Source organism: Anaerolinea thermophila UNI-1, from assembly GCF_000199675.1.
GTDB classification, from domain to species: Bacteria; Chloroflexota; Anaerolineae; order Anaerolineales; family Anaerolineaceae; genus Anaerolinea; species Anaerolinea thermophila.
This window is the reverse complement of record NC_014960.1, coordinates 680,678-698,989: the sequence shown is the minus strand read 5'-3', so window position 1 is coordinate 698,989 and position 18,312 is coordinate 680,678. Positions and strand designations below refer to the sequence as shown.

Genomic DNA, 18,312 nt, shown 5'->3' with positions numbered 1-18,312 from the left:
ACCCGTTCCTCCCTACTGGAAGCGGCGCAGTTTCTTCAGCGAAGACAGTTCGCTGGGATAAACACGCTTGACGCCATCGCCCAGCGCCACCTCGGTGACGCGGATGTACTTGACCAGGCGCTCAAAGCCCTGCGGCTCGACCGATGCCGCCTGATCCGAGCCCCACATGGCGCGGTCCAGCGTGATGTGGCGCTCCACCAGGCAAGCCCCCAACGCTACCGCCACCACCGAAGGAATCAAGCCCACCTCATGTCCGGAGTAGCCAATCGGGCAGGGAAACTCGGCGCGCAGTTTCTCAATGACCCGCAGGTTGAGTTCTTCCGGGTCGCACGGATAAGTGCTGGTAGCATGGGTGATCACCAGTTTATCCATATCCAGCAAACTCACCGCAGCACGAATCTGCTCCATGGTGGACATGCCGGTAGAGAGAATCACCGGGCGTCCGGTCTCGCGCAGTTTACTCAGCAAGCCGTGATCGGTCAGTGCCGCCGAGGGCACTTTGTAGGCAATAGGGTCAAACTGCTCCAGAAAGTCCACCGAAGGCTCATCCCACACCGAGGCAAACCAGTCAATCCCCACTTCTTTGCAGTAGCGGTCAATCTCTTTGTACTCTTCCAGCCCGAACTCCATCTTGCGGCGATACTCAATGTAACTGATGTAACCCCAGGGGGTCTCGCGCATGATGTCCCATTGATCACGCGGGACGCAGATTTCCGGGGTGCGCTTCTGGAATTTGACCGAGTCCACCCCGGCACGCTTGGCTTCCAGAATCATGCGCTTGGCAATATCCAGGTCGCCGTTGTGATTGATACCGATTTCAGCCGCGATGTAAGTGGGATGTCCGTCTCCGACCATGCGGTTGCCAATTTTCACTTCTCGTGCCATTTTTCCACTCCTCTGTTTGAATTTATGCAAATTTCCCCATGCGCTGAAGCAGGATGTCGCAGACTTCCCGCACCGCGCCGTGACCGCCCTTACGGGTCAGGATGATATCCGCTGCCCGCCGTGCTGCCGTTTGTGCGTCTTCTACCACCAGCGCACAGGCTACCAGCGGGAAGCAGGGGATGTCGTTGCTGTCGTTGCCTACGTAGATGGTGTTTTCAGGCAATACCCCCATTTCCTGCAAAATTCCCGGCAGTGCCGCGGCTTTATCGGCAACGCCCTGATAAACCGGCAGGTTCAACTTGCGGCAACGCGCCGCCACCACCGGGTTGGTTTCGGTGGAAAGCACCACCACCTTCACGCCTTCGCGGCGCAGGTAGCCAAGCCCCAAACTGTCGGAGCGATTGGCGGCGACCATTTCGCGCCCTTCCTCGTTCACCCAAACCCGGTTGTCGGTCATCACCCCGTCGAAGTCCAGTACCACCAGATCCACCCGCTGAGGAAGCGGTCGGCGGCGGCGTCCGGGATAAACAATTTCCAGATCACTGTACCATACCAGCCATTCGGAGCGTGCCCAATCCTTGGGCGTGTCAATGTCCACCGTGTACGCCGGATCCACCATCACCGGCAGGATGATCCTGCCGCTCATCGAACCACCATGAATCACCCGCGGGCGAATGGCGTCGATGTGTCCGGTCTGCCAGTATACCGGCGGGAGAATCTGCCGGGGGGCATTGTAAGGCTCATCCACACCAGGTACGTCCAGCAGATTTTTCATCATCCCGCTTTGCGGGTCAATTCGCCACATCTTGTGGGGATTCTGTCCCGCAGGAACCACCCCACGCACCGAATCGGCTTCGGGATGTTCCAGCAGGATGCGCACGGCTTCATCCACCAGATGGGGCGGGCGCACCGGAGAAGTGGGACGCAATTGCACCACCACTTCGGGGCGATAGCCTTCGTGTTCTTCCAGCCAGCGCAGGGCATGTTGAAAGACGGGTAAATCCAGCGTCTGATCCTGCGCCAGTTCTTCCGGGCGCAGGAAAGGCACTTCCGCGCCGTACTCCCGTGCCACCGTGGCAATTTCCTCATCATCGGTGGAAACAATCACCCGGGTGACGCTCTCCGCCTGCACACCTGCGGCGATGGAATAAGCAATCAACGGATGACCGGCAAAGGACTTGATGTTCTTGCGGGGAATGCCCTTGGAACCGCCCCGCGCCGGGATGATGGCAAGGACTTCAGGCTTGGCATCTACCATACCGTCCAGCCTCCATCCACGATAATGTTTCCGCCGGTCATATAAGACGAGGCATCCGAAGCCAGGAAGAGCAGAGCACCATTCATCTCGTCGCGCTGAGCCATGCGTCCCATGATGGTACGGTAGGAATAATTGCGCACGAAGGTCTCATCGTGATTGTTGTACACACCGCCAGGAGTGAGGCAGTTGGCACGAATCTGCGTGCCAGCGTAATAAGCCGCAATGTACTTGGTCAAGCCCAGCACACCGGCTTTGGTGGCGGTGTAGAAAGCCGGCTTGAACTGCTTGGGCTGACCGGGCTTTTCATAAATGCGCTGATCGGGGGGCACCAGCCCATAGGTAGAGCAAATATTGATAATCGAACCGCGCCCGCCCTGCGCTACCATCTGACGCGCCGCCGCCTGACAGCACAGGAACACACCGGTCAGGTTGACATCCAGGGCTTGCTTCCACATCTCCAGCGGGTAATCCTCAAAGGCGTTGGTGTGTTTGCCCGCCTGCGAGGCGTCGAACTTGGGATCCATGGCGGCAGAGTTGACGATGACATCCAGCGAGCCAAATTCGTCCACGCAGGCTTCCACCATCGCCTGCACCGATTCGGGCTGGGTGACATCCACGACAGCGTGTAAAGCCGTCAAGCCCTCAGCGCGCAGGCTCTCTGCAGTGCGGTATGCCGCCTCGGCGTTCAGGTCTGCCACCAGCACAGAAGCGCCTGCCTGTCCCAGCGTACGGCAGAACTCCATGCCCAGCAATCCAGCGCCGCCGGTGACAATCGCGGCGCGCCCCTTCAAACTGAATTTCTCAAAAATATCGCTCATACTTCCTCTTTTACGGAATCTGATACTTTTTCTTCATTGCCACCCATTGTTCGGCAGTGCAGGAATGCGAAGGGAGCGGCATGTCATCCGGGCAGGAATGCACCGAGAAGTACGGTCCGCAGGCATCCACGCAGGTGGCTACAATACACGGCGTTCCATCCGGGGCAATGCGGCATTCCGTCTCGCAGGAAACGTTCTTTCCGCGGTCAGGGCAGTTGGTCTGAGCATAGCCGACCGGCGTGGGGGGCTTCAACAAAGCCACAGGGATGATAAATTCCGTACGGTAGATCTCTTTACCGTTCTCCGGGTTCACAAAGACCAATGTAATGGGACGCTCCAGCGCAGGTTGAGCCAGCCCCTGACAGAAGAGACGGTCTGGGTACTTTACATCCACCGTGCAGGTATATTCGCGGTTGTCCAGCAAAAGTTTCAAAGGAATTTGAACGCCAGGCAGAACCCACTGCATCGTCCAGCCGCCCAGTTTGTTTTCCAGCAACAGCAGCTTCAATTCGTTAAAACGCGCCATCGGCGTCGCAGCAGGGGACTGCGTGACCGTGGGCGTCATGGTAGGCGTTTGAGTCATGGTAGGGGTCTGAGTTGCCGTCGCCGAGGGAACAGCCGTGTCTGTAGGAATAACCACACTGGTATTGGTGGGCAGTTGGAGAGAAGACACCATCTGAGGCTGACAGGCTTGCAGGAAAACTACCAAGAAAACAACAACCATCCAACCTTTTTTCATTGTTGAAGCACCTCTATGGAATGTTGTAGCGGGATTTCATCTCCCTCAAGAGTTCATCGTTGCACATGTTCCACTGCGAAACGTCCTCCGGACAGGTATGCACCGAGTAATACGGACCGCATGCATCGAAACAGGTGGCTACCATACAGGGCACGCCATCCGGCGCAATACGACACTCAATCTCACAGGTGACGTTCTTGCCGCGATCCGGACAATCATACTGACTGTATCCCGATGGAACCGGCGTAGGCAAAGCCCGGGAATCCAGCACAATTTTGCCCTGATAAATCACCTTACCCGTGTCCGGGTGCAGGAAAGCCAGCGTAATGGATTGATCCATAGGCGGCTTTGCCAAGCCAAAGCAGAACAACCGATCCGGGTACTTTTCATCAAAAGAGCATTTGAAGTTAATCCCGCCCAGGATGACGTTGTAAGGGGCATTGACAGCCGGCACCACCATGGTGATTTGATACCCGCCTACGGTCTGATAACGCAGTTCAATGACCTTAGCCTGCTCAAAGGACGGCGCAAGCGTGGGAGTCAGGGTTGAGGTGGGGGTTTGGGTAGGTGTAGCCGTGACGGTGGGCGTCAGCGTGAGCGTAGCCGTGGGGGTTGCCGTCGCCGAAGGCTGAGGCGTATCCGTCGAAACCGGGGTGGGAGTAGCCGCGGGCGCTGGCGGGGTGCATGCGCTCACCACCAGCATCGTCAGCACCAGCAGTCCCATCCACCCATGAAATTGCAAGCGTTTCATTCCGCGTTTCTCCTTTTCGGCAGGCAATTATATCGCTTTCAGGGCTTCGCGAGCCGCCAGCGCCAGTTGCAGAGCGCGCACGCCGTCTTCCAGCGTGCAGGCAGGCTGAACTTCCCGGCGAGCCACCGCCAGGAAGTGGCGCATCTCTTCAAGGAACATCCAGTTGCGCTCAAAGCCCTCTGGTGCAGAGAAGACCTGCCAGTCACTTTCGCCCGCGCGGAACACCCGCAAGGTGGCATCGGCGTTGTCCCACTGCAAGGTGCCTGCCGTGCCGATGACTTCCAGCGTATGGCGGGGGGGCTGTTGCAGGTAATCCAGATGCAATGTGCCCACCGCGCCGTTGCGGAACTTCAACCCAATCTCGGCGCAGTCCTCCACCTGCAATTCCAGATCGCCCAGGGTACCGCCGCCTGCCCAGCCGATGGCATACTCGCCAAGCAACCAGCGCAGGTAATCGAACGGATGACAGAGAGTCAGAATCACCCCGCCGCCCAGGTCGGGACGCGCGGCATAACTCTGGCGGTAGTCCTCCCAGGGATGCCAGTTGGGCAAGTATTCGCCCCAGTGCGAACGCACCGAAACCACCCGTCCGATAACACCCTCAGAGAGCAGTTTGGCGGCTTGCTGTAAGGTGGGATGAAAGCGGAACTGAAAGCCCACCAGCAACTGCCCGCCGCCCTTTTCCAGCGCACGCCGCAGGGCGGGAATGTCCTCGGTGGAGTCGGCAATGGGCTTTTCCATGAGGATAGAACAGCCCTGCTCCGCCGCCGGAATGGCTACCTGCAGGTGCAGTGCGGTGGGGTTGGCAATAATCACCGCATCCGGGCGGTGCGCCAGCGCGGCGTGGATATCGGTTTCTACCGGCAATCCGGCAATTTCATCATCAGGCAGGGTACTGCGATGGGAGCGCAGAAGCAGGATATCTTCCTCTCCCAGCGCACGCAAATTGCGCAGGTGACGTCTGCCAATCGAACCAAATCCGGCAATCAGAAATTTCATGCCTCACCTCTTTCCAGCAGACTGCGCAGAAAAGTTCCAGTGCGCCATCCGGCAGAGCCATCGGTAAAGGTGCACTCGTCCTGAATGAACTTGCGGCGCTGAGCCGAGTCGGTTTCGGGGGCGCGCAGGTACAGGTTGAGGATGTCCTTCAACTGCTCGGCGTTGTAGGCTACCCTGCCCGCTCCGGCGGCGCGGAAGCGCAGATGGGTGGGCCATTCGCCAATTTCCTGCAGGGAGAGAGAGAATTTTCCCGGCGTGTTCCAGCCGCCCGGCTCGTCAATGCACACGCTGACAATCGGACGGTCGTGAATGGCGGTCTCCACCACCATGGTGGAGTACACCGTCAGAAAAACGTCCGAATACGCCATCATCGAGGCTTTTTCGGGCATGTCCTCCCCGGAGTAGTAGCCCAGTTCGCCGCCCAGCGGCACCGGTTCCACCAGATGAACGTGCGGCATACCGCGAATCAACTCGCGCACGCGGTTGGCTTCCTGCTCGTAGAGCGAGCCCGGCTGGAAGTGATTGGGGTGCAGACGGATGAGCAGTTGTGTCGGCTCTGCCAGCGCGTCCTGATGCACCAGTTCCGCCAGTGCGCGGATGTTGGCAAAATTTGGCGAAAAGGTGACGAACGAGCAGGCATACGAAAGCAGTTTGCGGTTGGGATCCAGCCCATGCAGGCGGAAGTATTCCTCGCGGGACATCTTCCACGTGCCGCGGAAATAGCCATCGTAGGAAGGAATACCGCCCACATGCACGCGCTCAGGCTTCCAGTCCGAGCCCAGCACCAGTTCCTGCTTCTGAATCTCGCTCCAGCAGGTAATCCAGTCCACCGGTGCACCGGGCAGGCGGTAACTGGAAGGGTTGTCCCAGCCGACAATCACCGCGGCGGTGGGGATACCGCGTGCCGCGGCTTCGCGCAGAAGATAGCGATCCCAGCGCCAGCCGGGAGTGCTGGCAACCACCAGCGAGGGCTGGTACTTCTCGAACAAATCGCCGTAAATGTTGGGCGTGTAGCGGCGCTGGAAGTTCACCAGCGCCTGGCGCGCCAGACGAGAGCGGCGCAGGACGTACGTCAGCCCGCGAATGAGGGGCATGAGGCGCTTGCCGCGCGGCGAGGCTTCGTGCGCCATCTGGCGCAAATGTCCGTCCATGGCATTGGTGTTGATGCGGTTTGAGCCGCCCATCCAGCGCAGAAAGTGCATCCAGTACTGCAGTGAGTGATCGTTTTTCTCGAAGTACTCGCGGCACTGGCGGAAGCGCAATCCTTCGATGATCAGATTGGGCTGGGAAAATTTGGCGGCAATCTGATCACGGATGCCGTCATCCGTGAGGACAACCACCCGCGCGCCGCTTTCCAGCAGGGTGGGCAGGACGTCCGTTTGCAGGAAATAGACAATCGAAAGTCCGTGATCGGCAGAGATGAAAATCGTTTTATCGGTCATAATACCAGCGGAAAATGGAATCGTAGAGTGAGAGCAACACCTTCTTCACCGGCGGAAACTCCAGCAGGGGAGAAGTTTTCTTGCGCCCGGGTTGGGGTGCAGGCGCGGTAACCGTCTGACGGACGCCGCGCAGGGTGTTGCTCATGTTCATCGCCAGCGGTTCGGCAGTCATCAGACGCAGAAAACCCGCGGCGTTCATGCGCTCGTCCAGTTGCTTAACCTGCCCCATCGGGCGATCCATGTTGAAGGGCAGGAAATTCTGCAGGGTACTCTTCCAGGCGGTAAACTGCCAGTGCGAAGCGCCCACAAACGCCGGAACGCCCTGATAAGTCAGGCGCACGTCGCGGGTGCTTTCATAACGCTGGCGGATTTCTTCCTCGCTCTGTCCCAAACTGAGGTCAAATTCCAGGAAGGTCTCCCAGGGGATGAGTTGACCCTGCTCCACCTGCACCTCAGAGGTGCGCCGCGCCCAGTCCAGTGTGGCGGTCATGTATTCCTCGCGGGTGCGGAAGGGGCGCGCGGTCACCATGCCCACGTTGGGGTAGGTTTCCAGAATCTCGACCGAACGCTTGAGCCAGCCCGGAGAGAAAAGCACATCGCTGTCGGCATACGAGATGATCTCGCCGGGCGCACCGGAGAGGATGATGTTCCAGGCGCCGCCCTTGCCCAGATTCTTCTCTGAAAGGAAAAGGTACTGAATGCGTCCGGCTTGATGCTCATCCAAAAGGTACTGGCGCACCTCTTCGCAGGAAGCGTTATCGAAGACCAGTAAATCAAAGGGCAAACCTGCCTCGGTGCGGGCGCTTTCCAGGCACACTTTCAGCACGTCCAGCGCCTCAGCGTAAAAACCGCTGAGAAAAGGAATATAATTCAGCACCGCAACGGTAATGCGTTCCGGACGGGCTACCTCTTTGACGAATTTTGCCGGGTTCTGTCCAACGCGCATAGATTAAAGTCTCCCTTCGCGGTATTCCCGGTAGGCTTTGCGGGGATGCAAGAGGAAGTACATTGCCAGCGCCAGCGGGTAGGAATGCAAAGTCACCAGCGGGAAAATCTCCACCTCGCGCCAGAAGCGTTGCCAGGTAAGCGGCGGACGCACCAGTTTGCCCTTCACCAGGCGGTGGCTGACATCGGGAAGTTCGAAGATTGCCCGTCTGCCGCCTGCCAGGCGGATATTTTCCAGCGTTTCAGGGTGCTTGTAGTGGGGTTGTCCGCCGGGAAGATGACGGTAGTCGTGGTTCTGGTGAACAATGAACAGGTCATGGGTGGCGTCCACCACCGGGAAATGCTGAGCGCGCCCGGAGTAAATCATCCAGTTGTCCCAGCCAGCGCGTCCAATGGCAAAGGCAGGCATATCGCTGAAGCACCCGCGCGGAAAGAGGAAGTAATCCGAGCCGGTGGCTTTGTGCAGTTTACCTTCCTGCTGAGCGCGCCGGCGCAGACGTCCTGCCCAGCCCGCAGTAAACTCCAGCGGCTCATGCACGTCCAGATCCCAACGCTGACCCACCACCAGAAAACGGGAATGCTTTTCCAGCATCGCCCGCCCCACCGTCAGCAGGTCGGGGGTGAGCAGAATATCGGCGTTGACGCAACACAACAGAGGGCTGGTGGAATGCTCCCGCGCCAGCGCAAACATGGACGAGACCAGCGGCGTACCTGAAGCCGTGCGTGCCACCTGAGGCAGGTGTTTGACGCCATAGAGCGCCGCCGCTTCCGCCAGTCCTTCTTCCTCGCCCAGCAGGATGACTTCCACCTCATCGCCCAGCGCCAGCCAGGAACGGATGGCATTGTGCTGAATCAGCGCAATGTGCGGGTCGGTAAAGGGTTTGGGGGCGGTAAAAAGGGTGATCAGGCTCATGGCTCTCTCACTTCATGCGGGGGTCATGTTCCAACCCGGATTTGTGGCGCACGCCGGCGTTAATTTGCATCAACTGCGGTTCGGCTTCCAGCAATGCCAGCACATCCTGCCAGCGCACATCCATGCGGTTGCCCAGACGCTTTACCACTTCGCGCAGGAACTGGTAATCCTCGGGGGTATCCAGCGTCCAGCGGTGATGGCTCAAATCCTGTTCCCAGTCGGCAATGTGAACGCGAAAGCGCCCGGGTTCATCATAGAGATAAGGCATGACATGCTCACGCTCGAACTTTTGGGCGGCTTCGCGCCATGCCCGTTCCAGCGCCGCCATGCGGCACACCTCGGTATCCAGTCCAATGGGGGTGGTACGCTTCCAGGGGGGCGGCAGACGATTGGCGGCAAAATCCGCACCGGTGGCAAAGAAAGCCTCCACCACCCGGTCAATCTCGGCGGGGTCAATCAGCGGACAGTCGGCGGTGACGCGCACGACCACATCCGCCTGCGCCCAGCGCGCCGCCTGAACAAAACGATCCAGCACATCAAACTCACTACCGCGGAAGACCTCCCAGCCGCGCTGATGGCACAACGCCGCCACCGGGTCGTCCGAGGCATTGGTGGTGGTTGCCACCACCACCCGCTGAGCGGAGCGGGCTTGCTTACAGCGTTCCACGCACCACGCCAGCGCCGGTTGACCGCCCAAATCCAGCAGGACTTTTCCGGGCAGACGGCTGGAAGTCATACGGGCTTGAATGAGAATGACGGTGTTGGTCATAGGGGTTGCTTTTCCTCCACGAGTTTTCCCGTCCGCCGGAGCGCCATGCGGTACGCCTCCAGCAGTTTCGGGAAGTTTTTGCGCCAGTCGGCGCGCTCTTCAGCAAGACGGCGAGCGCGGATGCGCATGTCTTTCAATGTCTCCGGTTCGCGCACTGCCCGCAGAATCCCCTGCGCCAGCGCATGGGCATCTTCAACAGGGAAGAGCCAGCCCGCCTCTCCGGGAGTGACCCACTCGCGGTTTCCGGGAATGTCCGAGACCAGCACGGGCAAGCCGCTCGCCAGGGCTTCCATCAGCGAGACCGAAGAGCCGTCGGAATGAGAGGCGCTGACGTATAAATCCGCCGCCTGATAGAAGCGCGGTAAATCGTCCTGATTGACCTGCCCGCCCAGGTACACCACCTCATGCAATTGACGCTGATGCAGGCGCTGTTGAATGCGTCCCGCCAGCGAACCCTGCCCCAGCAAGATGAGGCGCAGGCGGGGTTCTTCTTCAAAGGCTTGCGCAAAGGCATCCACCACCGTCTCCACGCCGTAGATCGGCTCCCACGAACGCAGGGAGAGGACCACAAAGGCATCCTGCCAGCCCAGCCGCTCCCGCAGGGGAGAAGACTCCCGCACGGGATGGAAGCGCTCCAGATTGACGCCCCAGGGGAACAGCACCACATGCTCCGCCGGGAAGCCCAACCCCGCCGCGGCATCGCGCACGGCAAGGCAATCGCCCACCAGCACATGGCTGGCGCGCAGGGTGAAGCGCGTCACCCATTTCATCCACCCGCTGGAGAATGCATCCTTGAGCAAGTCCGAACCCCAGGACATGGTCACCAGCGGGGACGCCCCCGCCAGCGCCGCCACGAAGGCGCAGGTTTGCACCGGACCGGCATGAATCACGTCCGGGTTCACCTGACGAAGAATACGGCGCAGTTCCAGCACCCGCGCGGGCACATCCCGCCAGCGGAAGCGTCCGCTCCCGCCCTGCCAGTGAAGACGCTCCACCTGAGGCGGGAGCGGGCGGTCTTCCAGCGCTTTACCATCGTTTTCCAGCGGCAGGTAAAACACTTCCTGACCGCTTTCTGCCAGCGCCGAAAGAAAGCGGTGATCGTGCGGGGTGTAAGCGCGGGTGAAGTACAAAACGCGCATTTACTCTCCCAGGTCGGTCCAGCGCAGTTCCTGACCGGCAACCTTATCCACGATTAATCGCTTGCCCAGCACGCGCGGAATGTCATAGGGCATGATGGCATCGCGCGGAGCCGGGCGCAGTACATCCAGATGCTCGCGGGTAATGACAGTTCCGGCGGGCAAATCGCGAGCGGCGCGCAGGCAACGCCGTTGCAAAACGACGGTTTCCTGCTCATTCTCGGCAACGAATTTATCTGCCGAGCCCAGCGCCCGCTCCAACTGACGGGTGTTTTCCACCATCTGCGCCCAGGTATCGGGGTTCATGGCAAATTTGTGGTCTGGACCTTCGCGGTTGTTATCGTCGGTAAAGTGCTTTTCAATCACCCGCGCGCCCAGCGCGACCGCGCCCAGCACGGCGGCATGTCCGGGGGTATGATCGGAGAGCCCCAGCACCACATCCGGGAACATCAGTCCATAGGTCTTCAGCACGTTGAGATGCACATGGTTGAAGTTTTCCAGGCTGGCGGTGTAGTTGGTATTGCACTGCATCAGCACCAGTTGCTTGTTGATGGAAAGAATCAGGCGCACCGCCGCCGCCACCTCGCCAATGTCGGACGCGCCGGTAGCCAGAATGACGGGCAAGCCCTTGCGGGCAATGTGTTCCAGGGCTTCATGCCAGGTAATCTCTCCCGAACCTATTTTGATGGCAGGCATGTAAGGCACAAGGAAGTCGGTGGCTTCAAAGTCGTAGGGGGAAGAGAAGTAATCAATACCCACTTCATCACAGACGGCTTTGAGTTCATACGTCCATTCGAAAGGAATGGATGCATCCTGATAGACCTCAAAGACACTCTTGCGCCAGGTGGCCTGGTGCGACTTCTGCCCGCCCAGCGCCTTAAAACCGTAATCGGAAACGATTTTGGGCGCGCGGAAATTCTGGAACTTGGCGGCATCGGCGCCGGCTTCTTTGGCAAGACGAATCAACTGCTTTGCCCGTTCCAGACTACCGTCATGATTGGCGGCAATGTCCGCGATGAAATAGGTGGGATGATTCAAACCAACCAGACGATTGCCAATTTGAATGTCCATGGTAAACCTCTCCTTTCCAGCCTGCTCTACTTGTGCTTACGCAACAGCCACCATCGCCCGCAGTCGTTGAGGGTAACCCTCAAGATACAGACGATGGAATGCTTCCAGTTCCTCTTCCTGTCCGGGCATGGCATGTCCCAAAGCCGCTTCCAGTTTTTCTACGCGCATGGTCAAATTGGGAGAGCGCCGCGCCGCCAGACCGGCTTCCTGCACCGAAACCGGACGAATTAATCCGGCATCCAGCCCAAAGCGTTTTGCCAGCGCCACGCCAAAGGCGTACTTGCTCTGACATTCTGCGCTGAAGACGTGGTACAGCCCTTCCAAGCCCTTTTCCAGCATTTCCAGCAAAATCCGTCCCAGGTGCTGGTTGACCAGTGGACAGAAGTACACATCGGTAAAGCCCATCATGCCCTTGCCTGCCGCAAGGGTGTAGTAAAACTTCTCCGCCAGACTGCGCTGACCCAGCAAACTCCAGCCGTAAAAGTTGACCCGCGCCACAATCGCCTGCGGATTGGCTTGCCAAACCGCCTGCTCGCCCAGCCACTTGTCGCGGGCATAGACGCTTTGTGGATTGGGCTGGTCATCCTCGCGGTAGCCGCCGCGTTCGCCGTCGAACACCGCATCGGTGGAGATGTACACCAGGCGCGCTCCTGACCTGTAACAGGCTTCGGCTACCTCACCGGGCAGGTTTGCGTTCAAACGCGCCGAAAGGGCAGAATTTTTCTCGCAGGCGTCCAGGTCTGCCAGAGCGGCGCAATGCACCACCCAATCCGGGCGCACTTCCTCAATCAACTTTGCGGCAGAACCGGTTTGCGTAAAATCTGCCTGAACCTGGGAAAACGGCGCGCCAGCAAGACGGCGGCTGTTCACCACCCCAATGACCTCGAAATCGCCCACTGCATCGAGGCAGAGGCTGATGCCCAGCAAGCCGCTTGCTCCCGTCACCAGCAGACGTTTGCGCCGTTCTCCCATAAGCCTGTTTACTCCAGCACTCCCTTACGGTGCGCTTCTTCTATAGGGCGAATCATCTCGCGGATTTGTTCAATAGTCAGCCACTGAGAATTGTTATTGCTGGCGTAACGGAAGCCATCGGGCAGAGGATTGCCCTTGTCGTGCCAGTCCAGACCAAACCAGATGGCTTCGGCGGGCATGACCACGAACATATCATCCAGTTCCACCGTGTGGCGGGCTTCGTCTTCCGAAACCAGCACCTCGTGCAGTTTCTCGCCGGGACGAATGCCGATAATTTCAATGTCGTTCTCTGGCGCAACGGCACGGGCTAAATCCATGATAGACATACTGGGAATCTTGGGAACGAACACCTCGCCGCCGCGCATCTGCTCGATACTGCGGATGACAAAGCGCACGCCCTGTTCCAGCGTCAGCCAGAAGCGGGTCATGCGTTCATCAGTCACCGTGACCTTGCCGTTCTCGCGCTGTTTCAGGAACACCGGCACCACGCTCCCACGGCTTCCCACCACGTTGCCATAACGCACGCAGGCAAGGCGCGTCACCTTGCCGCCGGCATAAGCATTGGACTGGATGATGAGTTTTTCTGCCGCCAGTTTGGTTGCGCCGTACAGATTGACGGGATTGACCGCCTTATCGGTGCTGAGCGCCAGCACCTTTTCCACGCCGGTATCCAGTGCGGCATCCACCACGTTACTGCTCCCCAGAATGTTGGTCTTGATGGCTTCCATGGGGTTGTACTCGCAGGCAGGCACCTGCTTGAGCGCGGCGGCATGGACAACAATATCCACCCCTTCAAAGGCACGGCGCAGGCGGTCTTTATCGCGCACATCACCCAGGAAGTAGCGCAGAGAAGGGTGATCAAACCCCGACTGACGCATCTCATGCTGTTTCAGTTCATCCCGGCTGTAAATAATCAACTTGGCGGGATGGTATTCATTGAGCATGATTTCTACGAATTTCTTGCCGAACGAACCAGTGCCCCCGGTAATCAGCACAACCTTTTCACTCCAGTTCATGCCTTTAACTCCTGCGTTCTTTCGAAATCACAATCAGCGGATACTGACCATTTTCTCCATACCAGCGCGGATTGCGCTCTTCCAGCCAGTAAAGCAGTTTGAGCCATACCTTTCCGCCGGTGATGGAATGAACGAGAGCGCGCAGCCAGCGCACACTGACACTGCGCCACACATAGATTTCATAGGGAATTTTGCCCTGCAAATGCTCCCGGAGCCAGGCGGCATCCAGTTTGCGCACAAACGTCCCCGTGGGTTGAGACACAGATGTCTTTTTCTCAGCCGCGACAGCCCGACTGCGCAGACGCGCCACCCAGGTTCCCAGCCGTTCTGCCAATGCCACCAGCGGCGCCCAACGGCGCATCAGTGGCGAATCCGTCCAGCCGTTGACCACCACGCCCTTTTTACCACTCTTCAACACGCGGAAGAGTTCATTATAGGCGTTGGGCTGTTCTTCCAGAGGCAAATGGTGCAGGGTGTGCAGAGAGACCACGCCGTCAAAGGCTTCCGGCGCAAAGGGAAGATGCGCCACATCTGCCACCACGCATAGGGCATGCTCCCCGAGCCTGCGGCGGGCTTCCTGTAAAGCCACGATGGACAGGTCGGCGCAAACGCGGTACTGATATCCCTCAGAATAGGTCAGGTACTCAGGGTACTGCACCGGACCTGAACCGGCATCCAGCAGATAACGCCCTTCGGGCGCAAGATGCCGCTTGACGCGCAGATGACAGCGGTGAATGTACTCCGCCGAGACCGGGCGCAGGTCTTCATAGCGGGCATTCTGGTACAGCCCATCGGCTTCCTTCTGCCAGCCAATCTGGTCGTAAAATGAGCGCACCTGTTGGCGCACCGGCTCTCCGCTCATGGGTTCTCCTGCAAAATGCGTTTCCAGTCAATGGGATCGCCCACCAGATAGCGGAAGGTATCGCCGTACTGCGCCAGCCCTTCATCGCTCAGCACACTCTGAAGCGGACGGGCTTTGTAATCTTCCCAGGCGCGCACCAGATGCCACGGGAACGGGCGCGGGTAATCGAAGAAAAAGCGATAGGCGTACTCCCAGGCGCTTTCCACCTGCTGACGGCTGAGGCGGTAGGCTGAGGGTTTGCTCAAAATCTGCCCCAGCAGTTTGTAGTAACTCACCCACGAATCGGGATCGAAGGTAAAGCCTCTGCCGCGGTAGTGCGTTTGCCCGCTGACAATCACCGGCAAACCGCATATGGCCATTTCCATGCCGACAGTAGTGGTGTACACCAGCCCCACATCCGCCACCTCGACCAGATCGTAGGTATTGATCTTCTCTTTTGGTCCAATCAGGCGGATATGCTCCGGCAGGCGCGGCAGAACACGCTTGACCACATCCATCATGGATTGCCCGTGAGTCAGCACCTCGCCGGGGTGAATGCGGATGACCAACTGCACATCCGGGCGTCCGGCAAAGTACTGCACGGTGCGCTCAATCCACTCCGCCATGCTCTGCGAGAAGACCTGTCGCCCCAGGGTGAGGCTGTCGCCCAGAACATTGGTCGCAAGCAGTGCCAGCGGGCGCTCATCCAGACGCAACTGCTCGCGGATAGTGTTGCCGCCCTGCGCGGGCGTACCCTGCCACTGACGGGCAAAGTTCTCCCACAACGCGCCGCGCTGGCGCGCCATGAACAGGGCGCGCATGCGCTCCAGTTGTTCGGGAGTCAGCGAAGCGCCCTGATGCGCTTCCCAAAGGGCATCGGTTTCCTGACGCATCACCTCAGCATTCTGCGCCAGCCAGATGCGCTGACGCTGATCGCCAAATTCATAGGTGACTACGGGAATGTTCAAGATGCGGGCAATGCGATAGGCTACGCCCAGTTCCTGAATGGTGCCGTTGGGAACAATCACCACATCCGGGCGGTTGGCTTTCAGGTAGGGGTACAGCGTACGCGCCGCCTCGGTGTTACGCTCCAAACGCAGTTTGTAAATCCCGCTCTCCAGGTCAACGTCTTCTACCTGCAGGGTGTACTGAGCATCGTAATTCGAAACCAGACGCACGGCATCCATGACCTCATCAGGCAGGCGCACAACCGTTGGACGATTATTCAAAAATGAAACCGGATGTAACCACGGCTCTGCCGTGCTCAACACCTTACGGGCGTAGGCGTTCTGACGGCGTAAATCAAAGAGATTAATGGGTTCCTGCCACTCGGCATAGGGCAAAAAGCCCAGAGTCACGCGGTGACCCTGCGCCGCCAGCGCCATGCCTAGCAGGGCAGTATGCTCAATCCAGTAATGCAAGGTGGCAAAAATGAAAACATTTTTGCTGGTTTCCACTACCCGACGCATGGCTTCCGCCTGACGCACCATTTCGGGTAGTTCGCTTTGCAGGTGCTTCAGGCTGAAGCGCGTGCGAATGGGCTTGCCATTCTGGCGCAAGAGCCAGTACAGTTCGGCAGTAAATGGAATCTGCCCCAAAAATTGCTTGATGACTTGCTTGCCTGCCGCTTTCATGCTTTCACCTCAATTTTCCAGTCCAAACGCGGACGCAGTGGACCCAACCGGGCTTCTGTCCAGTGCGTGCCGGGCGCACCGGTCGCATCCACCGTAAAACTCAAAGCCTGATCATCCTGAAAATACCGGCGCACACGGAAGGAACTGGCGTTGATTCCCACCGCATAACGTCCTTCATTCAATAAGTCTGCCGGCACGGTACAACGGCTGACATATACGCCGGTTTGCCGCACCGGATAACGCTCGAAGCGCTGAGGGTCATCCGTATCAAACGACGTAAAGATGTACTCCCCGCGCATGCTCATCAGGTAAACACCCACCCGCAAGCCGGTGATGGGCGCATCGAGAGCATATTCAACTTCAATATGGAAGGGTTCAGTGGAGCGCACGGTCTCGGTGACCTTGCCCTCGGCGTTGACAATGCGCACCGCGCACGGGCGGAAAGGCGCCGCCTCAGGGGGAATTTCATCGGCATCCCAGGTGCGCTGTCCTTCCTGAGAATAGCCCTGAGAGAGATAGTAATCCACCGCTTCAGGTGTGGGCGCACGCATCTTCAGACGCCCTTTTTCGATGACCAGCGTTTCCTGAGTCAGGCGCAAAATGGCGCTCATGTTATGGCTGACGAACAGCACCGTGCGCCCTTCCTGCGCCACATCGCTCATCTTGCCCAGGCACTTGCGCTGAAACTCGGCATCGCCCACCGCCAGGACCTCGTCCACCACCAGAATTTCCGGCTCAAGATGTGCCGCCACCGCAAACGCCAGGCGCAGGTACATGCCGCTGGAATAGCGCTTGACGGGTGTATCAATGAATGCACCCACCTCGGCAAACTCGACAATCTCATCGAATTTGCGCTCGATTTCGCGGCGTTTCATGCCCAAAATGGCGCCGTTCAGGTAAATGTTCTCCCGCCCTGTCAGTTCCGGGTGAAACCCCGTACCCACTTCCAGCAGGGACCCCACCCGCCCGCGAATTTCGCCAAAGCCCTCGGTAGGCTGAGTCACGCGGGAGAGGATCTTGAGTAGGGTGCTTTTTCCCGCGCCGTTGCGCCCAATAATGCCCAGCACTTGCCCCTGACGCACTTCGAATGAGACATCCTTCAACGCCCAGATGCGCCCGGAGACCACATTGCGTGCGGAACGGTCGAACAAGCCAGTGATGGCATCGCGCAACGTCTGGTAACGCTGGCTGTTCAGCGTGCCAATGCGGTATTGTTTGCCTATTTTCTCTACTCGAATCGCCCAATCGCTCATCTTACACCGTATCCGCAAAAGTGCGCTCCATGGCGCGGAAGTAATACAGCCCGGAAATCAGCAAGACGACCACCACCGCTACCGAAACCCACAAAAAACCTGCCGGTGGAGTAGCATCCAGCAATGCCCAGCGGTACCCCTGAATAACCCCCGCCATGGGATTGAGCGCATACACCCAGCGCCAGATACCCGACTCCGGGATGACATCTATGGAGTAGGCAACCGGCGAGGCATACATCCACGCCTGAATGAGGAAAGGAATCATATGCTGGACATCGCGGTACTGAACATTCAGTGCCGAAAGCCACAAGCCGATTGCCAGCGCCGCCAGCACTGCCAGCAAGGTCAGCGGGATGAGCCAGAGCAGGCGCGCGGTCACCGGCACCTGATACGCCACCATCAGCCCGCCCAGTACCAGCATGGCAAAGAAGAAATCCACAAGCGCCGCACCCGCCGCCGAAAGCGGGATAATCAGGCGCGGGAAATAGACCTTGGTGAGCAGGTTGGCATTCTGCACCAGACTGATGCTGGAACGCTGAAGGGCTTGCTGGAACAACTGCATGGGCAACAACGCCGCGAAGGAAAAGATGGGGTACAGTTGCTCGGGGATACCGGCATCAGGCTTCAACCCGGCAAGCCGTCCAAAGATGACCGTAAACAGCACCATGTGAAAGACCGGCTGAAGAATCGCCCAACCGATGCCCAGCAGGGCTTGCTTGTAGCGCACGCGGATATCCCGCCAGGTGAGGAAATAAATCAACTCGCGGTACTCCCACAAAGCGGCAAGGTCGAGCGGCATCCAGCCGCTGGCGGGACGCAGGTAAGTGATGGGGTAGGAATGATTCTTCACGGTCGTCATGCTGACTCCAC

General features: G+C 58.8%; 18 protein-coding genes. All 18 read right to left on the bottom strand.

Translation table 11 applies throughout. The features are described 5' to 3' along the window. Positions 1-12: 12 nt before the first annotated feature. From ANT_RS03230 to ANT_RS03145, 18 genes are read right to left on the bottom strand one after another with little or no spacing between them, the layout of a single operon-like run. Positions 13-885, bottom strand: coding sequence for an N-acetylneuraminate synthase family protein (locus tag ANT_RS03230; protein WP_013559076.1), 873 nt, complete (start codon positions 883-885; stop codon positions 13-15). A gap of 22 nt (positions 886-907) precedes the next feature. Beyond that, positions 908-2,143 carry an acylneuraminate cytidylyltransferase gene (locus tag ANT_RS16775; protein WP_013559075.1) on the bottom strand — a complete coding sequence of 412 codons (1,236 nt, stop codon included), beginning with the start codon at positions 2,141-2,143 and terminating at the stop codon, positions 908-910. Then, the gene (locus tag ANT_RS03220; RefSeq protein WP_013559074.1) at positions 2,137-2,961 is read right to left on the bottom strand and encodes an SDR family oxidoreductase; all 825 of its coding nucleotides are present in this window, start codon (positions 2,959-2,961) and stop codon (positions 2,137-2,139) included. Before ANT_RS03220 ends, ANT_RS16775 begins: the two co-directional genes overlap by 7 nt. A 10-nt stretch (positions 2,962-2,971) precedes the next feature. Beyond that, entirely contained in the window at positions 2,972-3,700 is a 729-nt protein-coding gene (locus ANT_RS03215) for a hypothetical protein (RefSeq protein ID WP_013559073.1), read from the bottom strand. 13 nt (positions 3,701-3,713) lie between these two features. Next, positions 3,714-4,451, bottom strand: a complete 738-nt coding sequence (locus ANT_RS03210) for a hypothetical protein (protein ID WP_013559072.1) — start codon at positions 4,449-4,451, stop codon at positions 3,714-3,716. 27 nt (positions 4,452-4,478) lie between these two features. Beyond that, positions 4,479-5,450: a Gfo/Idh/MocA family protein gene (locus ANT_RS03205; protein ID WP_013559071.1), complete on the bottom strand. Its 972-nt coding sequence runs from the start codon at positions 5,448-5,450 to the stop codon at positions 4,479-4,481. Further along, positions 5,447-6,892: a hypothetical protein gene (locus ANT_RS03200; RefSeq protein ID WP_013559070.1), complete on the bottom strand. Its 1,446-nt coding sequence runs from the start codon at positions 6,890-6,892 to the stop codon at positions 5,447-5,449. Before ANT_RS03200 ends, ANT_RS03205 begins: the two co-directional genes overlap by 4 nt. Next, positions 6,882-7,838: a glycosyltransferase family A protein gene (locus ANT_RS03195; protein WP_013559069.1), complete on the bottom strand. Its 957-nt coding sequence runs from the start codon at positions 7,836-7,838 to the stop codon at positions 6,882-6,884. The genes ANT_RS03200 and ANT_RS03195 overlap by 11 nt, the downstream gene beginning before the upstream one ends. 3 nt (positions 7,839-7,841) lie before the next feature. Continuing rightward, a complete protein-coding gene (locus tag ANT_RS03190; protein WP_013559068.1) occupies positions 7,842-8,750 on the bottom strand; it encodes a hypothetical protein in 909 nt (302 codons plus the stop codon). Positions 8,751-8,757: 7 nt separating this feature from the next. Then, positions 8,758-9,519 carry a cytidylyltransferase domain-containing protein gene (locus ANT_RS03185; RefSeq protein WP_013559067.1) on the bottom strand — a complete coding sequence of 254 codons (762 nt, stop codon included), beginning with the start codon at positions 9,517-9,519 and terminating at the stop codon, positions 8,758-8,760. Beyond that, positions 9,516-10,658 (bottom strand): glycosyltransferase family 4 protein, encoded by a 1,143-nt coding sequence (locus ANT_RS03180; protein ID WP_013559066.1) that lies wholly within the window; start codon positions 10,656-10,658, stop codon positions 9,516-9,518. Before ANT_RS03180 ends, ANT_RS03185 begins: the two co-directional genes overlap by 4 nt. Then, entirely contained in the window at positions 10,659-11,726 is a 1,068-nt protein-coding gene (locus tag ANT_RS03175; RefSeq protein WP_013559065.1) for an N-acetylneuraminate synthase family protein, read from the bottom strand. It lies immediately after the preceding gene. 36 nt (positions 11,727-11,762) lie between these two features. After that, a complete protein-coding gene (locus ANT_RS03170) occupies positions 11,763-12,698 on the bottom strand; it encodes an SDR family oxidoreductase (RefSeq protein WP_013559064.1) in 936 nt (311 codons plus the stop codon). A gap of 8 nt (positions 12,699-12,706) precedes the next feature. Then, entirely contained in the window at positions 12,707-13,714 is a 1,008-nt protein-coding gene (gene pseB, locus ANT_RS03165) for a UDP-N-acetylglucosamine 4,6-dehydratase (inverting) (protein ID WP_013559063.1), read from the bottom strand. Between the two features lie 4 nt (positions 13,715-13,718). Beyond that, complete coding sequence (locus ANT_RS03160) at positions 13,719-14,576, bottom strand: class I SAM-dependent methyltransferase (RefSeq protein WP_013559062.1); 858 nt, start codon at positions 14,574-14,576, stop codon at positions 13,719-13,721. Next, complete coding sequence (locus ANT_RS03155) at positions 14,573-16,189, bottom strand: capsular polysaccharide export protein, LipB/KpsS family (RefSeq protein ID WP_013559061.1); 1,617 nt, start codon at positions 16,187-16,189, stop codon at positions 14,573-14,575. The genes ANT_RS03160 and ANT_RS03155 overlap by 4 nt, the downstream gene beginning before the upstream one ends. Then, positions 16,186-17,442, bottom strand: coding sequence for an ABC transporter ATP-binding protein (locus tag ANT_RS03150; protein WP_013559060.1), 1,257 nt, complete (start codon positions 17,440-17,442; stop codon positions 16,186-16,188). Before ANT_RS03150 ends, ANT_RS03155 begins: the two co-directional genes overlap by 4 nt. 1 nt (position 17,443) lies before the next feature. After that, positions 17,444-18,301, bottom strand: coding sequence for an ABC transporter permease (locus ANT_RS03145; RefSeq protein ID WP_013559059.1), 858 nt, complete (start codon positions 18,299-18,301; stop codon positions 17,444-17,446). Positions 18,302-18,312 lie beyond the last annotated feature (11 nt).

Coding starts and splice junctions, on each gene's coding strand:
- ANT_RS03145 (WP_013559059.1), bottom strand. CDS start 18,301: ATGACGACCGTGAAGAATCATTCCTACCCCATCACTTACCTGCGTCCC.
- ANT_RS03215 (WP_013559073.1), bottom strand. CDS start 3,700: ATGAAAAAAGGTTGGATGGTTGTTGTTTTCTTGGTAGTTTTCCTGCAA.
- ANT_RS03180 (WP_013559066.1), bottom strand. CDS start 10,658: ATGCGCGTTTTGTACTTCACCCGCGCTTACACCCCGCACGATCACCGC.
- ANT_RS03200 (WP_013559070.1), bottom strand. CDS start 6,892: ATGACCGATAAAACGATTTTCATCTCTGCCGATCACGGACTTTCGATT.
- ANT_RS03190 (WP_013559068.1), bottom strand. CDS start 8,750: ATGAGCCTGATCACCCTTTTTACCGCCCCCAAACCCTTTACCGACCCG.
- ANT_RS03205 (WP_013559071.1), bottom strand. CDS start 5,450: ATGAAATTTCTGATTGCCGGATTTGGTTCGATTGGCAGACGTCACCTG.
- ANT_RS03195 (WP_013559069.1), bottom strand. CDS start 7,838: ATGCGCGTTGGACAGAACCCGGCAAAATTCGTCAAAGAGGTAGCCCGT.
- ANT_RS16775 (WP_013559075.1), bottom strand. CDS start 2,143: ATGGTAGATGCCAAGCCTGAAGTCCTTGCCATCATCCCGGCGCGGGGC.
- ANT_RS03155 (WP_013559061.1), bottom strand. CDS start 16,189: ATGAAAGCGGCAGGCAAGCAAGTCATCAAGCAATTTTTGGGGCAGATT.
- ANT_RS03185 (WP_013559067.1), bottom strand. CDS start 9,519: ATGACCAACACCGTCATTCTCATTCAAGCCCGTATGACTTCCAGCCGT.
- pseB (WP_013559063.1), bottom strand. CDS start 13,714: ATGAACTGGAGTGAAAAGGTTGTGCTGATTACCGGGGGCACTGGTTCG.
- ANT_RS03160 (WP_013559062.1), bottom strand. CDS start 14,576: ATGAGCGGAGAGCCGGTGCGCCAACAGGTGCGCTCATTTTACGACCAG.
- ANT_RS03170 (WP_013559064.1), bottom strand. CDS start 12,698: ATGGGAGAACGGCGCAAACGTCTGCTGGTGACGGGAGCAAGCGGCTTG.
- ANT_RS03175 (WP_013559065.1), bottom strand. CDS start 11,726: ATGGACATTCAAATTGGCAATCGTCTGGTTGGTTTGAATCATCCCACC.
- ANT_RS03210 (WP_013559072.1), bottom strand. CDS start 4,451: ATGAAACGCTTGCAATTTCATGGGTGGATGGGACTGCTGGTGCTGACG.
- ANT_RS03230 (WP_013559076.1), bottom strand. CDS start 885: ATGGCACGAGAAGTGAAAATTGGCAACCGCATGGTCGGAGACGGACAT.
- ANT_RS03220 (WP_013559074.1), bottom strand. CDS start 2,961: ATGAGCGATATTTTTGAGAAATTCAGTTTGAAGGGGCGCGCCGCGATT.
- ANT_RS03150 (WP_013559060.1), bottom strand. CDS start 17,442: ATGAGCGATTGGGCGATTCGAGTAGAGAAAATAGGCAAACAATACCGC.